This window comes from Massilia sp. ZL223, assembly GCF_018119395.1.
Taxonomy (GTDB): domain Bacteria; phylum Pseudomonadota; class Gammaproteobacteria; order Burkholderiales; family Burkholderiaceae_D; genus Telluria.
In genome coordinates this window covers 207,715-222,429 of sequence record NZ_JAGPWD010000005.1, presented here as the reverse complement: position 1 = coordinate 222,429, position 14,715 = coordinate 207,715, and the positions used below count along the sequence as shown (strand labels likewise).

The following is a 14,715-nucleotide window of genomic DNA, read 5'->3' as shown; positions in this document are numbered from 1 at the left end:
GCCCACGATGCAAGCCTTCACCGCCCTGCCCCTCACGCCGCCCTTCCTCGCCAACCTGGCGACCCTCGGCTATCACCAGATGACCGCGATCCAGGCCGAAAGCCTGCCCTCGGTGCTGGAGGGACGCGACCTGATCGCGCAAGCCAAGACCGGCAGCGGCAAGACCGCGGCCTTCGGCATCGGCATCCTGCACAAGCTCAATCCGGCCTGGTTCGCCGTCCAGGGCCTGGTGCTGTGCCCGACGCGCGAGCTGGCCGACCAGGTGGCCAACGAACTGCGCCGCCTGGCGCGCGGCGTCGGCAACGTGAAGATCCTGACCCTGACCGGCGGCGTCTCGATGCGTCCGCAGATGGCCTCGCTCGAGCATGGCGCCCACATCGTGGTTGGCACCCCGGGCCGGATCCGCGACCACCTGGGCCGCGGCACCCTGGACCTGTCGAACGTGCAGACCCTGGTGCTGGACGAAGCCGACCGCATGACCGACATGGGCTTCTACGACGAGATCGAGAACATCGTGCGCGCCACGCCGCAGCGCCGCCAGACCCTGCTGTTCTCGGCCACCTATCCGGACGACATCCGCTTCGCCACCGCCGGCTTCCTGCGCGATCCGCTCGAGATCGCCGTCGAGAGCCGCCACGAGGCAGACAAGATCAACCAGCGCTTCTACGAGATCGGTTTCGAAGGCCGCGACGAAGCGGTCGGCCGCCTGCTCAAGCACTACAGCCCGGTGTCCGCCCTGGCCTTTTGCAACACCAAGGCGCGCTGCCGCGAACTGGCGGACTACCTCCGCGACCAGGGCTTCTCGGCCCTCGCCCTGTATGGCGAGCTGGAACAGCAGGAACGCGACGAGATCCTGGTGCTGTTCGCCAACCGCAGCTGCTCGGTGCTGGTGGCGACCGACGTGGCCGCGCGCGGCCTGGACATCGCCGACCTCGACACCGTGATCAACGTCGATGTGTCGAAGGACCCGGAAGTGCACGTGCACCGCATCGGCCGCACCGGGCGCGGCAGCGGCACCGGCATGGCCCACACCCTATGTGCGCCGAATGAAAAGAAATGGGTGCGCCTGATCGAGGAATACCAGCAGCAGGACGCCGTCTGGGAAGCGCTGGACTCCCTCGGCGAGCATCCCGAAGCCGGGCGCCCTGCGCCGATGGTGACGCTCCTGATCGCCGGCGGCAAGAAGGCCAAGCTGCGCCCGGGCGACCTGCTGGGCGCCCTCACCGGAGACGCTGGCCTGACCAAGGAACAAGTCGGCAAGATCACTATCTCCGAGTTCAGCAGCTATGTGGCGCTCGACCGCCGCGTGGCGCACCAGGCCGTCGAACGGCTGAGCGCCGGCAACCCGATGGGTCCGGAATTCGGCGCCATCAAGGGGCGCTACTTCAAGATGCGTTTCATCAACTTGTAAGCGAACGTAACAGTCGCGCACGGTTGACTCATCCGCGTCGTCATTTCGGCAATTCTGGCATTATTTGCAACAAACCAGACTAACCGGGTCAGGCCGGCATCACCAGCTTGTCATGGCCCGGCACAACGCCATGATGACGGACACACTCAGCACGCCACAGCAGCAGACCGAAGGCCGGACGGTCCGCGAAATCGTCGAGCATAACCAGGAGATGGTGAACGAGCCCTGGTGCCGGCGCATTATCCGCCAGGTATTGCAATCGCTCGAGCTGCAGTACGCGATGCAGATGCCCTATCGCCCGATCACCCCGGATACCGTCCTGGTGCTGGATTCGGGCGACCCGATGCTGCTGCCCGCCCAGTCCACCGTTCCCGGCGACACCGAGGCGCAGGACATCCATGACCTGGCGGCGGTCGTGCACTTCGCCATCACGCGCGAAGCGGCGCCCGATGCCCCATTGCGCGGCCGCGCGCCGGGCGGCTACAGCGACAGCTTCGTCGGCGCCATCGACCGCTGCCTGTCTCCCGACCCGCAGGAACGTCCCCAGACCATCGAACAACTACGCAACCTGCTGGGCATCGTCGTGCTCGGCCCGCCGATGGCCAACCCGGTGCCGCCGGCTGCCGCCACGGCCCCGTCCGCGGCACCGCCGGTGGCGCAGTTCAGCGCCGAGGCGGAACCGGACTTCCTGCGCGCCAGGCAGCCGGCACGCGTGCAGCGCTGGCTGCTGCTGGGGCTCGCCGCTACCGTCCTGCTGGGCGGCCTGGCGGCCTTGCTCGCGCTGCTGCATGCATCGGATTCGCGCGACGCCCTGACCCTGACCCTGCCCGAACCGGGCGCCCAGCAACAGGCGGCCGCGCCCCCGGCGCCCGCATTCGCAGCGCAAGGGGGCATGGATCAGGCGCCGGCGCTGACACCCGCCCCGGCCGCTCTGGGAAGCGGCGTGGCCGTCACGCCCGAAGCTCCGGCGGCTGCGCTCCCGGCGCCGCGTCCCGGCGTGGCGCCGCCGACGGCGGTCACGGTGCTGCCGGCCGCCGCCAAGCCCGGCGCGACCTACAAACTCCAGATCAAACCCTGGGGCACGATCCTCGTGAATGGCGTCAACCGGGGTGTGAGTCCGCCGCTCAAGCGCCTGACCTTGCCGGCCGGCCAGCATACGATCCGCATCATCAACCCGAGCTTCCCGGAACACACGGTGACGGTGAACTCGGTCAAGGGCGCGAACGCAATCATCGAGCTCGATTTTACCGAGGGGGATAGTGAGTGAAGTTCAGCCACCTGCACCGTTTTGCCCTGCCGGGGCTGATGATCATGATCCTGTCGGGCTGCGCCCAGCTCGAGCAGCTGCTCGACAAACCCGAGCCGCGCCGCACGCCTCCACGCGTGGAAGAGAAGTCGCGCGCCCATTCCGAGCGCGCCGATCGCGGGGAACGGCAGGAGAAAACCGAGCGCCCGGTGCGCCAGGAACGGCCCAGCCCGGTGCGCGACGAAACCGCGCTGCGCGACGGCATCCGCCTCTACAACGAAGGCGAATACAACGCCGCCATCAAGCGCCTGACTTCCAGCGACATGAACGGCGGCTCCACGCGCAACCGCCTGACGGCACTGAAGTACACCGCCTTCAGCTATTGCGTGACGGGGCGCCAGGCCCAGTGCCGCCAGACCTTCGACCGCGCGTTCAAGCTCGATCCGGACTTCGACCTGGGCCAGGGCGAGCACGGCCACCCGCTGTGGGGCCCGGTGTTCGCCCAGGCCAGGCAGGCCGCGAGCCGCTGACGACGGCTAGACCTTGACCGTGGCCGGGAAAGTCGGCGCGCGGCGGCGGCGGCTTGCCTGCTCGTAGGCATAGGCCATGCCGATCAGGTCCGCGTCGCTCCAGGCCGTGCCCACGAAAGACAAGCCGACCGGCAGGCCGTGCGTGTAGCCGGCCGGGACCGTCACGTGCGGATAGCCCGCCACCGCGGCCGGCGACGAGAAACTGCCGCCGTAGTGGTCGCCATTGATGTAGTCGGTCAGCCAGGCCGGGCCGCCGGTCGGCGCCACCAGCGCATCCAGCTTGTGTTCGCGCAGCACCTGGTCGATGCCCTCTTCGCGCGAGTAGCGCAGGTTGTTGGCCAGCGCTTCCTTGTACTCCTTCGCATCCAGGCCCGGCTTGGCCTGGGCCGCGACCAGGTGCTCCTGTCCGAAGTAAGGCATTTCCTTGTTGGCCAGCTTGCTGTTGAAGGCGATGATGTCGGCCATGGTCTTGACCGGCGCGTGCGGCGCATAGGCGGCCAGGTAGGCTTCCAGGTCCGGGCGGAACTCGTACAGCAGCACCGCCAGCTCGCTCTCGTTGTACTTGTCGGTGTTCGGCACTTTGACGTCGACCAGCACCGCGCCCTGGGCCTTGAGCACGGCCAGTTCCTTCTCGATCAGCGCGTCGACGGCGTCATGGGAGCCGAAAAAATTGCGCGCCACACCGATGCGCTTGCCCTGCAAGCCATCCTTGCGCAGCGCCGCGGCGGCGTCCAGCTTGCGCGCCCCGCTGCCGCGCGTCGCGGCATCCAGCGGATCTTCGCCGGCCAGCGCCTGCAGCAGCAGCGCGGCGTCGGCCACGCTGCGCGTCATCGGCCCGGCCGTGTCCTGCGAGTGGGCGATCGGGATGATGCCGCTGCGGCTGACCAGGCCCAGGGTAGGCTTGATGCCGACGATGCCGCAGCTCGACGAGGGCGAGACGATCGAGCCGTCGGTCTCGGTGCCGACCGCGAGCGTGGCCAGGCTGGCCGCGATCGCCGCACCCGAGCCGGAGCTGGAGCCGCTGGTGTTGCGGTCGAGCGCATACGGATTCCTGGTCTGGCCGCCGCGTCCGCTCCAGCCGCTGGTGGAACGGGTCGAGCGCATGTTGGCCCACTCGGACAAATTGGTCTTGCCGATGATGACGGCCCCGGCCGCACGCAGCAGGCCGGCCACGTGGGCGTCCTTGCTGGCGCGCACGCCGTCGAGGGCCAGGGAGCCGGCGCTGGTGCTCATGCGGTCGCCGGTCGCGATGTTGTCCTTCAGCAGGACGGGAATGCCGTGCAGCGGGCCGCGCAGCTTGCCGGCCGCGCGCTCACGGTCGAGCTCGGCCGCAATCTTGAGTGCGTCGGGATTGGTCTCGATGACGGAATTGATGCGCGGACCACCCTGGTCGACGGCCTTGATGCGTTCCAGGTAGCGCGTCACCAGGGCTTGCGAGGTCAGCTTGCCGGCGCGCATGGCCTCCTGCTGTTCCCTCACCCCGGCGTCGAGGATGTCGCCGGCGTCCGGCGCTGCCGCCGATGCCGTGTTCGCCACGCCGGCAACGGCGCCGGCCACCACACCCAATCGTACGAAATCCCTCCGGTCCATGCGCGCTCCTTTTGTTTTATTTAAAGCAATAGGATAGCAGCGCGGCATGGTGCTGCGCTGTCCTTACAGCGCAAAAAAAAAGCGCTGCCGAGGCAGCGCTTTTCTTGGCAAGCCGGTGCTTAGTTACGCACGACTTTCTTGTACTCGTTGGTACGGGTGTCGATTTCGATCGTGTCGTCCTGGCTCACGAACAGCGGCACCATCACGGTGTGCTGGCGGCCTTCGATGGCGTTCTCGATCTTGGCTTCCTTCAGGACGTTACCCGAGGTGTTGCCCTTGACGGCCGGCTCCGAGTACACGATCTGGCGTGCGATGATGGTCGGCAGTTCGACCGAGATCGCCTTGCCGTCGTAGAACACGGCTTCGCATTCCATACCGTCTTTCAGGTAGTTGATGGCGTCGCCCATGTTTTCTTCTTCGATTTCGTACTGGTTGTACTCTTCGTCCATGAAGACGAACAGCGGATCGGCGAAGTACGAGTAGGTGACCGGCTTCTTGTCCAGGACGACGACGTCGAACTTGTCATCGCCGCGGAACACGTTTTCCAGCGGAGCGTTGGTCAGCAGGTTCTTCATCTTCCACTTGTAGGTGAAGCCGGTGCGGCTCGAACCATTGACGTCGGAACGCAGAACGATGAACGGCTTTTCATCAACCATGATGATGTTACCAACACGAATTTCTTTTGCGAATTTCATAGTATGTGTACGTAAAAAAGTAGTTGCATTAAATCATCGGTGGCTGGTGAGGCAAATGCCGTGAAGCCTACGTTTGATCCTCGGGGATTCAGGGAGAATCCGTAACAGACTAACCGCGCATTATATCCGATTTTCCTGGGCGCGCCCCAGCTCGCGTGCGAAATCGAGCAGCTTCGTCGCCAAATCGCCATGCGCCAGCACCTCCTCGCGCCAGGAGCTGGTGCGTTCGACAATGCGCGGCATTTCCTCGCGCAGCGCGGCCCAGGCCTGGGGCCAGCTTTCGATGTCCTGTGCGCCATTCCAGCCCAGCGAAAACGCGCCCAGGGCCGGCAAGTCCTCGGCAAAGCGCGCCAGGAAAGCGCGCAGTTTCTTGTGATGCAGGTTTTCATCCTGAGGGTAGATGTGCCAGACGAAAGGACGGCCGGCCCATTGCGCGCGCACCCAGGAATCCTCGCCACGCACGAAGTTCAGGTCGCAGGCCCACAGCAGCAGGTCGTAGTCGGGCTGGGCCACGAAAGGCAGCACGCGCACGCTCAGCGCGCCGCGCGTGGCCGTCGCGCCCGGCACCGGGTCGGCGCCGATGAATTCCCGCACCGCGTCCGCCGCGACGCCTTCGGGCACCAGGCAGGCCACCGGCTCATCGCCCTGGGCCCAGATCCCGAACAGCTCGGCCACGGGCGCATGCGGATAGCAGAACAGCGACAGCTTGCGGGCATCCAGCTCCCGCTCGGTCAGCCCGAAGCGGCCGAGGAAGGCGCACTGCGCAGCCGGGTCGGCCTGGAAAGCCTGGCGGCGCGCATCCAGGTCGCGCTCGCACAGCAGGCCGCCGGTGCGCTCGTTAAAGCCCGGGAAGAAGAAATGCTTGGTCAGCTTCAGGCGCGGGTGCATGGATGGCAAGCGGTGGCAGCCCTCGACCCAGTCTTCCGCCGTCAGGCCTTCGTAGTTCAGCCAGACCGGACGCGGCGTGCGGCGCGCCATCGCCTCGATATAGCCGGGCGGGAGGTCGCAGCCGAAGAACTCGATCACGATGTCGGCCACTTCTTCCGGCTCGAAGCTCCCGTCCTGGCTGGCCCAGTGACGCACCGTGACGCCGCGCACGTCCTGCAGGGCCGCCGCCGTGTCGACCTCCGGGCAGATGCGGCGGAAGCTTGCCAGGTCGTCCACCCACAGGGTCACCGCCACGCCGTGTTCGTGCCTCAACTGGCGCGCCAGGCGCCAGCAGATGCCGATGTCGCCGAAGTTGTCGACTACCTTGCAAAAGATCGCGAGCGTGGGAGTGGCGGAGGGATGCAGGGACATGTGCGATGGCGCGGGGCCGGGTGGCAGGGCGGTCATTTTACCTGATTTCACAAGCGCTTTTTCCACAGGCTTTAGCCAGGCCGTGCTGCCTGGCGCCCGGCAGAACCGCACCTGGTCCGACAATCGGATGAGGTAGAGACCTACTCACTCTGGCGGAGCCGAAGAAAGCTCCCGATCCGATTGAGATGTATGATCGTTCCATAGCCCGCAGGGCCTGGGCTGAGTCGATCTCTTTCTCAAGGAGAACAGCTATGCGCGCTTTCATATTGTCGACGGCAAGCGCCCTTTGCTTGCTCGGGTGTACGACCCCTCAAGAACAGGCACTCAAACAGCAAGCTGAAATGGACCGGATGATGGCAGAGTACGGACCAGTGTGCGCCCGGCTGGGCTTTGCAGCGAATACCGACCCCTGGCGGAACTGTATTGTTCAGCTGGCCACGAAAGATGGCAGGAATAGCGGTGTATCGACGTCCGTCTTTGGCAGCTTTGGCAGCTCGCGCGGCTGGGGCCGTGGTTCCGGCGTGGGCATCGGCATCGGTTTTGGCGTGGACCGCTAACCGTGTGCAGCGGCCGCTAACAATGTGGCAACCGCCATGTGACCCAATTTGTTTTTTCAAAAGAAAAAGCCGGAGCACCACAAGTGGTCTGCTCCGGCTCTGATCTGGCGTCCCCACGGGGATTCGAACCCCGGTACTCACCGTGAAAGGGTGATGTCCTAGGCCTCTAGACGATGGGGACCTAAAACGATGCTGCAACAAATACTACCGCACAAATAGAAAAACCGGAGCACCTCTCCGCGCAAGCGCGTTGGTCTACTCCGGCTTTAAGCTGGCGTCCCCACGGGGATTCGAACCCCGGTACTCACCGTGAAAGGGTGATGTCCTAGGCCTCTAGACGATGGGGACCTAAAACTGCTCTGCTACCGAACTACTCGCGTCGTCCGCGTCTTCTTTTCAGAATCGCGCGCTCTGCGATGAAACCTTTACCAAATTCTTGGCGTCCCCACGGGGATTCGAACCCCGGTACTCACCGTGAAAGGGTGATGTCCTAGGCCTCTAGACGATGGGGACCCTGGACTGCTAAAACCTGTTTTTTCCAACGTGGTGGAGGTAAGCGGGATCGAACCGCTGACCTCTTGCATGCCATGCAAGCGCTCTCCCAGCTGAGCTATACCCCCCTACGGGAAAAACAAGATTCTAACATACTGCAACAACATTTTGCTACTACTGCTCCGACTAGAGCGACATCGCTGGGGTTGTCGCTGCGTCGTTCGCTTGTTCCAACCAGTTACCTGGCGTCCCCACGGGGATTCGAACCCCGGTACTCACCGTGAAAGGGTGATGTCCTAGGCCTCTAGACGATGGGGACCTGGAAACAACCGTACTACACTTCAGAGTTGGTGGAGGTAAGCGGGATCGAACCGCTGACCTCTTGCATGCCATGCAAGCGCTCTCCCAGCTGAGCTATACCCCCGCAGCGCTGAAGTGCGAGCATTATAGCGGGCGCCCTTGCATTACGCAAATATCCTTTTTCACTTCAAAGATATTTATTTACGCGGGCCACCACCACCTCGCGGCCGAACAACTCCAGCACCGCGTCAATGGCCGGGGTCTGCAGCTGGCCGGTGACCAGCAGGCGCAGCGGCATGGCGATCTGCGGCATCTTCAGGCCATGGGCGGCCAGCACTTCCTTCAGCGTCGCCGCCAGGGCCGCCTTGTTCCACTCCACCGTGGCGCAGCGCTCGGCGAACTGGGCCAGCGCCGGGCACACCGCGTCGGTCAGGTGCTGCTGCAGCAGGGCCGCATCCGGCTTCGGCTCGCGGTAGAACAGCATGGCGGCGTCGGCCAGCTCGTTGATGGTGTTGGTGCGCTCCTTCATCAGGGCCAGCACCGCAGGCAGCGCCGGGGCGCCGTCGAAGACAGCGCCGTCGCGCTCCAGCTTCGGCAGCGCCAGCTGCGCCAGGCGCTCGTTGTCGGCCTGCTTGATGTAGTGGTTGTTCAGCCACGCCAGCTTTTCCGGATTGAACTGCGCCGCCGAGGCGGTCAGGTGCTCCAGGTTGAACCACTCGGTGAACTGCTGCATCGAGAAGATCTCGTCGTCGCCGTGGCTCCAGCCCAGGCGCGCCAGGTAGTTCAGCATCGCTTCCGGCAGGTAGCCCTGCTCCGGGTATTCCATCACGCTGACGGCGCCGTGGCGCTTGGACAGCTTCTGGCCGTCGGCGCCCAGGATCATCGGCAGGTGGCCGTACTGCGGCAGCTCGGCGCCCAGCGCGCGCAGGATGTTGATCTGGCGCGGGGTGTTGTTGACGTGGTCGTCGCCGCGCAGCACGTGGGTGATCTTCATGTCCCAGTCGTCGACCGCGACGCAGAAGTTATAGGTCGGGGTGCCGTCCGGGCGCGCGATGACCAGGTCGTCGAGCTCCTTATTGCCGATGGTGATCGGGCCCTTGACCACGTCGGTCCAGGTGACTTCGCCGTCCAGCGGGTTCTTGAAGCGCACCACCGGCTTGACGCCTTCCGGCACGGGCGGCAGCAATTTGCCCGGTTCCGGGCGCCAGGTGCCGTCGTAGCGCGGCTTCTCGCCAGCCGCACGCATGCGCTCGCGCATCGCCTCGACTTCTTCCGGCGAGCAGTAGCACAGGTAGGCCGTGCCCGCGGCCAGCATGCCCTGCACCACCTCGCGGTAGCGGTCCATGCGCTTCATCTGGTAGAACGGGCCCTCGTCGTGCTCCAGGCCCAGCCACTGCATGCCGTCCAGGATCGCCTGCACGGCTTCCGGGGTCGAACGTTCGAGGTCGGTGTCCTCGATGCGCAGGATGAAGGTGCCGCCGAAGTGGCGGGCATAGGCCCAGGAGTACAGCGCGGTGCGCGCGCCGCCCAGGTGAAGGTAGCCGGTCGGGCTCGGAGCGAAACGGGTGCGGACGGTCATAGCAGGGGAAACGAAAAGGTAAAGCCCCTATTCTACCGCGTCGCCACCCTCTCCGGCATCCGTCTGCCGCGCCGGCTTCCCGGCGTCGCGCCTTGCATCGCGCCTTGCATCGACATACGCTGCGAGCTGGGCCACCGTCGGAAATTCGTAGAGCAGCTCGGCGTTGACCGCCAGCCCGGTGCGCTGCTCCAGCTCCAGCGCCACGGGCATCGCCGCCAGCGAATCCAGGCCAGCCTCGGCGAACGAGGTGTCGTCCCCGATCTCGTTCACGCCGGCCTCGCGCAGGCCGTTCAGCACGCACTCGCGCACCAGCTCGCGCGTCGCCAGGGCGGCCGCGGGCTCCGCCGCCGCCGCCGGCGCCGCCGCAGCCCATTCGCGCGCCAGGAGCGGATCGCAGCCATGCGCCTCGCCCGCACCGTCCTGGTCCGGCTCCCCGATGGCCGCGGCGTAGGCCGCCACCCGCTGCGCCAGTTCCTCGAAGGGCGCGCTCCGCCTCCCCTGCGCCATGAACGCCGCCAGCATGGACTCGAACCGCCCGCGCGCCCACGCAGCGGCGGCACTGCCTCGCGGCGCCGCGGCAGCCAGCATCGTCCATGCGCACAGCTCGCCCGCCGCATGCGCGGCATCCGGTCCGGCCACGCGCAGCGCGGCACGCACCGGTTCCGCGAACGCCGGCGCGCCCAGCATCTCGTCGACGAAGCCGAGGCAGGCCTGCTCCGCCGCCGCAAGGTGCGCGTACAGCGCCTCGGTCGGCCCTTCCAGGATGCGCATCACGCGCGCGTCGCGCAGCAGCTGCGGCGCCAGGTTCGGCTCCAGGTAGCCGCGTCCGCCCAGCAGCTGCATCAGGCGGTCGGCCGCTTCCCACAGCAGTTCCGAGGCCACGCACTTGCAGGCCATGCAGGCTTCCTGGGGCAGCGCCCCGCCCGCGTCCAGGGCGCCGATCGCCTGCACCAGGCTTTCCAGCGCCGCGATCGCGCAGCTCAATTCGTCCAGCCGCGCCAGCGTGACCGGATTGTCGGCCAGACGCCCGCCGGCGACATCGCGCCGCACGGCATAGCGCAGCATCAGCTGGGCGCAGCGCTTCATCGCGCCCACGCACAGCGCCCCGATGCCCAAACGCGCGAAGGCCATGGCGTCGCGCGCTACTTCCATCCCGCTGCCGGGCCGGCCCAGCACCTGGGCGTCAGGCACGAACACGTCCTCGAAACGCAGCGCGTTCTGCACCATCGCGCGCATGCCCATGGTCAGCGCTTCGGCCTCCTGGCGCAGCCCCGGCGCGTCTTCCGGCACCAGCAGCGCCACGGTCCCGAGCGCGGCGCCGTCTTCGGCCACGGCGCGCGCCAGCACCGTGATCCAGCCGGCCCAGCCGGCCAGCCCGATCAGGTGCTTCTCCCCGCTCAGGCGCCAGCCGCCCGCCACCCGCAGCGCGCGCGTCCGCATCGCCAGCGGATTGGCGCCCGCCGCGGGCTCGGTCAGGGCAAAGGCCGCCAACTGGCGCCCGGCAGCCAGTCCGGGCGCCAGCCTGGCGCGCAGGGCGTCCGGTCCGAAGCGCAGCAGCGGACGCAAGCCCAGGCCGTTGTGCACACCCACCGTGGTGGCCAGGGTCAGGTCGATGGCGGCCAGCTGCTCCATCACGCGCAGCAGGTCGGTGGTGGCCAGCCCGCGCCCGCCCAGCGAGGGCGGCGCCTGAAGGCCGAGCAGGCCCTGGTTGCCGAAATCGAGCAGCACATGGGGCGGCATGGCGCGCCGCTCATCCATCAGGCGCGAATCGAGGCGCCGTTGCGCATACTGGCGCAGCCAGGCGAGCAGCGCGGATGCGCGCTCGCGGCTGTCGTCCGGCGCCGGCGGATCGCTGCGCCGCCGCTGCGGACGGGAAGCGTCCTGCGGCCGAATCATCATCTCGCGCGAGGCATACACGACGTCGAGTGCGCCCTCCAGGGCCAGCGCCTTGCAGCGCGCGCGCTGCACCTTGCCGCTGGTCGTGCGCGGAAAGCTGCCGGGCCGCACGAAGGCCAGCAGGCCGGCCGCGACGCCGAACCGGCGCGCGACAGCGGTGCGCAGGCGCTGGCTGAGGGCGTCGAGCTGGGCAATGCTGGCGCCCTCGAGCAGGCCGCGGCGCGCCACCCGCACCAGGTGACGGTCGGCTTCGAGCACGATCGCCAGGCGTTCGCGCCCGCCCTCCTCCAGCGCGAAGGCCGCGCAGCGGTTCGGCTCCAGGAATGGCGCCGTCTCCTCGACCAGCGCCTCCACGTCCTGCGGATAAATATTGCGCCCGTTGATGATCACCAGGTCCTTCAATCGCCCCGTGACGTACAGTTCGCCCTCGCGCACGAAGCCCAGGTCGCCGGTGCGCAGCCAGGGCCCGCCGCCATCCGCCAGCCGGGCGCCGAATATGGGCCCCGAGGCCGCGTGCGCGCCGTGGTAAGCGCGCGCCACCGAGTCCCCCGCCAGCCAGATCTCGCCCACCCGTCCCATCCCGGCCGGACGGCCGCTGTCGGCATCGACGGCGAGCACGGTCACGCCGGGTGCGGGCGGTCCGCAACTGACCAGCTCCCGCGCGTCGGGATCGTCCGTTCCCGCTTCACGCACCTGCCCCGCTTCCAGGCGCGCCTTGCTGACGCCCAGGATGCGCGGCGCGCGGCCGCGCGGTCCACCGGAGACCAGCAGGGTGTGCTCGGCCAGGCCGTAGCAGGCGAACAGGGCTTCCGGCCGCAAGCCGCAGCCCGCGAAGGCTTCCATCATCCGGCGCAGGGTGGCGGCGCGCACCGGCTCGGCGCCGTTGTAGGCCAGTTCCAGCCGCGACAAGTCGAGCGGCATCCGGGGGCCGGCCTGCCAGCGGCGCGCGCACAGGTCCCAGGCGAAATCCGGCGCCCCGGCGCAGGTCGCGCCATAGGCGGCGATCGCTTCCAGCCAGCGCAGGGGCCGGCGCAGGAAGGTCGCCGGGGCCATCAGCACCGACCGGAAGCCCAGCGCCGCCGGCGCCACGATGCTGCCCACCAGGCCCATGTCGTGGAAAGGCGGCAGCCAGCTCACCATCACGCTGCCGCGGTGGAAGCCGAAGGCCTCGCCGATCGCTTCCACGTTGGCGGCCAGGTTCGCGTGGCTGACTTCCACGCCCCTGGGAGCGCTGGTCGAGCCCGAGGTGTACTGAATAAAGGCTACAGCCGCATTGTTAACCTTGGGTGGCACGCTGGGCGCGGCATAGCCGGCCTCGAACCCGTCGGTACAGATCAGGCAAGCGGCCTGCCCTTCCATCTGGGGCGCCACCGTGGTTGCGGCCTCGCGGGTGCTGAGCACGAGCGCCGGCGAGGCGTCGCGCAACAGCGCGGCGAATTGCCGGTTGCCGTGCTTGCGCGGCAGCGGCGCCGGCACCGCCACCAGGCCCGCGCGCAGGCAGGCGAAGAAGGCCACCACGAAGCCCAGGCCGGGCGGATACAAGAGCATGGCGCGCGCGCCCGGTCCGGCCAGGGTGGCCAGGGCGCCGCCCAGAGCGTCGACCCGCGCGGCCAGCTCGCCGAAGGCCAGCGATTCCTCGCGGCCGTCCTCGTGCAGGAAAGTGAAGGCGATCCGCTCCGGCGTGTCGCGCGCGTGGCGCCGCAGATTCTCCAGCACCGGCGCGGTGCGGCGCGGCTCGCGGTCAGCCACGGCGGCGCTCCGGCTGCGGACGGCTTGCTCCGGCACGCGCCGCGGCTGCCGCCACCAGCGGCGCCGCACGCCGCACCTGGGCCGGCGTGTGGTTCGCCATCAGCTGCAGGCGCAGGCGCGCCGCGCCCAGCGGCACGCCGGGATACTCGACCGGATTGACGAACACGGCGTCGCGCGCCAGCAGCATGCCGGCCACCCGCGCCGCCGCTTCCGTCCCCATCCACACCGGCACGATCGGCGAAGCTTCGCCCAGGCAGCGCAACCCCGCCTCGCCCAGCAGTGCGCGCAGCTCCACCGCGTTGCGCATTAGGTCGGCGCGCAAGCCGTCCCCCTCGCCGGACGTGACGATGCGCAGGCTCTCCAGCACCACCGCCGCCTGCACCGGCGACAGCGCATTGGAAAACATGTGCGGCCCCGCGTACATCTGCAGCTGGCGCCGCGCCGGCCGCTCGGCGCAGGCGACGAAGCCGCCGTTGGCGGCGAAGCTCTTGGAAAACGCGCCGACGACGATGTCGACCCGTCCCTGCATGCGCTGGGCGCCGATCACACCCAAGCCGCCCGGCCCCATCGCGCCCAGGTCGTGCGCCACGTCCACCAGCAAGGTGGCCTTGTATTCGCGGCACAGGTGCTGCAGCAGCGGCAGGTCGGGACTGTCGGCGTCCATGCTGAACAGGCCTTCGGTGACCACCAGGATGGCGTTGGCGCTGTCGCGCGAGCGGATCCCGGCCAGCAGCTCGCGCACGTGGTCGCAATCCAGGTGGCGATGCACCAGCACGTTGCGGGTGGCGGCCTGGGCGCCCTGGCGCAGCGAAGCATGGGCCAGCTGGTCGATCACGACGTAGTCGGCGCTGTGCACCAGCGCGGTGAGCGCGCCGAAGGCGGCGGCCCAGCCGGTCGGGAACAGCACCACCTGGCCCAGTCCCAGCAGCTCGCCCAGCGCCTGTTCCAGCTCGAGCGAGTAGCGCGTGTTCCCTAGCAGGACCGCCGAACCGGCGCTGTGCGGCCCGGCCTCCCCCAGCGCGCGCAGCGCGGCGTCGGCGATCGCCGGATGCGCCGCCAGCGACAGGTAGTCCTGGGAGGCGAAGTTGATGCCGCGCACCGCTTCCCCGGCGCCGGCTTCCCCGCCGACGGTGGCAAGCGGCTCCGGCGGACCTTCCAGGACGCGCGCGTAGGGCCACACGCCGTGGCGGGCGCGCAGCGCGCACCAGGCGTCCAGCGGAGCGCTGCGGCGCAGCAGGTCGGGCCCGCGCGGCTGCGCGAACTGGGCCACGTTGCCGTCCAGGGCGCCGGAAGCGCACAAGAGGGGCAAGTCTTCTGCGGGATCGAAAGGAAGATATTCATTCAGCACGGCGTCCTCCAGGGAGTGCGTTG

10 protein-coding genes and 6 tRNA genes are annotated in these 14,715 nt (G+C 68.1%); 4 read left to right on the top strand and 12 right to left on the bottom strand.

Annotated elements, in window-relative coordinates; genetic code table 11:
* Positions 1–7: 7 nt before the first annotated feature.
* The 3 genes from dbpA (at position 8) to KBW95_RS06110 (ending at position 3,187) form a co-directional block, all read left to right on the top strand.
* Positions 8–1,411, top strand: coding sequence for an ATP-dependent RNA helicase DbpA (dbpA, locus tag KBW95_RS06120; RefSeq protein WP_211527720.1), 1,404 nt, complete (start codon positions 8–10; stop codon positions 1,409–1,411).
* 130 nt (positions 1,412–1,541) lie between these two features.
* Positions 1,542–2,678 carry a hypothetical protein gene (locus KBW95_RS06115; RefSeq protein WP_211525819.1) on the top strand — a complete coding sequence of 379 codons (1,137 nt, stop codon included), beginning with the start codon at positions 1,542–1,544 and terminating at the stop codon, positions 2,676–2,678.
* A complete protein-coding gene (locus KBW95_RS06110; protein ID WP_211525818.1) occupies positions 2,675–3,187 on the top strand; it encodes a TssQ family T6SS-associated lipoprotein in 513 nt (170 codons plus the stop codon). The genes KBW95_RS06115 and KBW95_RS06110 overlap by 4 nt, the downstream gene beginning before the upstream one ends.
* 6 nt (positions 3,188–3,193) lie before the next feature.
* On the opposite strand, the gene KBW95_RS06105 is transcribed toward KBW95_RS06110, so the two are convergent.
* The 3 genes from KBW95_RS06105 to earP form a co-directional block, all read right to left on the bottom strand.
* Positions 3,194–4,777 (bottom strand): amidase, encoded by a 1,584-nt coding sequence (locus tag KBW95_RS06105; RefSeq protein ID WP_211527719.1) that lies wholly within the window; start codon positions 4,775–4,777, stop codon positions 3,194–3,196.
* Positions 4,778–4,896: 119 nt separating this feature from the next.
* The gene (locus tag KBW95_RS06100) at positions 4,897–5,472 is read right to left on the bottom strand and encodes an elongation factor P (protein ID WP_211525816.1); all 576 of its coding nucleotides are present in this window, start codon (positions 5,470–5,472) and stop codon (positions 4,897–4,899) included.
* Positions 5,473–5,592: 120 nt separating this feature from the next.
* Positions 5,593–6,771 (bottom strand): elongation factor P maturation arginine rhamnosyltransferase EarP, encoded by a 1,179-nt coding sequence (earP, locus tag KBW95_RS06095; protein WP_211527718.1) that lies wholly within the window; start codon positions 6,769–6,771, stop codon positions 5,593–5,595.
* Positions 6,772–7,022: 251 nt separating this feature from the next.
* Here earP and KBW95_RS06090 point away from each other — a divergent pair, with 251 nt between their 5' ends.
* Positions 7,023–7,328, top strand: a complete 306-nt coding sequence (locus tag KBW95_RS06090) for a hypothetical protein (RefSeq protein WP_211527717.1) — start codon at positions 7,023–7,025, stop codon at positions 7,326–7,328.
* Between the two features lie 105 nt (positions 7,329–7,433).
* Here the strand turns inward: KBW95_RS06090 and KBW95_RS06085 are convergent.
* From KBW95_RS06085 to KBW95_RS06045, 9 genes are all read right to left on the bottom strand, one after another.
* Positions 7,434–7,509, bottom strand: a tRNA-Glu gene (locus KBW95_RS06085).
* Positions 7,510–7,600: 91 nt separating this feature from the next.
* A tRNA-Glu gene (locus tag KBW95_RS06080) sits at positions 7,601–7,676 on the bottom strand.
* 89 nt (positions 7,677–7,765) lie between these two features.
* Positions 7,766–7,841 (bottom strand) — tRNA-Glu (locus KBW95_RS06075).
* A 31-nt stretch (positions 7,842–7,872) separates the two neighbouring features.
* Positions 7,873–7,948 (bottom strand) — tRNA-Ala (locus KBW95_RS06070).
* A 115-nt stretch (positions 7,949–8,063) separates the two neighbouring features.
* Positions 8,064–8,139: transfer RNA gene (locus tag KBW95_RS06065), tRNA-Glu, on the bottom strand.
* A 29-nt stretch (positions 8,140–8,168) separates the two neighbouring features.
* Positions 8,169–8,244 (bottom strand) — tRNA-Ala (locus KBW95_RS06060).
* 63 nt (positions 8,245–8,307) lie between these two features.
* Positions 8,308–9,699, bottom strand: a complete 1,392-nt coding sequence (gene gltX, locus KBW95_RS06055; protein ID WP_211525813.1) for a glutamate--tRNA ligase — start codon at positions 9,697–9,699, stop codon at positions 8,308–8,310.
* Between the two features lie 27 nt (positions 9,700–9,726).
* Entirely contained in the window at positions 9,727–13,344 is a 3,618-nt protein-coding gene (locus tag KBW95_RS06050; RefSeq protein WP_211527716.1) for an AMP-binding protein, read from the bottom strand.
* A complete protein-coding gene (locus tag KBW95_RS06045) occupies positions 13,337–14,692 on the bottom strand; it encodes an aminotransferase class I/II-fold pyridoxal phosphate-dependent enzyme (protein ID WP_211527715.1) in 1,356 nt (451 codons plus the stop codon). The genes KBW95_RS06050 and KBW95_RS06045 overlap by 8 nt, the downstream gene beginning before the upstream one ends.
* Between the last annotated feature and the right edge of the window lie 23 nt (positions 14,693–14,715).

Excerpts from the sequence above, each read along its gene's own strand:
- gltX (WP_211525813.1), bottom strand. The coding sequence starts at position 9,699 with ATGACCGTCCGCACCCGTTTCGCTCCGAGCCCGACCGGCTACCTTCAC.
- KBW95_RS06115 (WP_211525819.1), top strand. The coding sequence starts at position 1,542 with ATGATGACGGACACACTCAGCACGCCACAGCAGCAGACCGAAGGCCGG.
- dbpA (WP_211527720.1), top strand. The coding sequence starts at position 8 with ATGCAAGCCTTCACCGCCCTGCCCCTCACGCCGCCCTTCCTCGCCAAC.
- earP (WP_211527718.1), bottom strand. The coding sequence starts at position 6,771 with ATGTCCCTGCATCCCTCCGCCACTCCCACGCTCGCGATCTTTTGCAAG.
- KBW95_RS06090 (WP_211527717.1), top strand. The coding sequence starts at position 7,023 with ATGCGCGCTTTCATATTGTCGACGGCAAGCGCCCTTTGCTTGCTCGGG.
- KBW95_RS06100 (WP_211525816.1), bottom strand. The coding sequence starts at position 5,472 with ATGAAATTCGCAAAAGAAATTCGTGTTGGTAACATCATCATGGTTGAT.
- KBW95_RS06105 (WP_211527719.1), bottom strand. The coding sequence starts at position 4,777 with ATGGACCGGAGGGATTTCGTACGATTGGGTGTGGTGGCCGGCGCCGTT.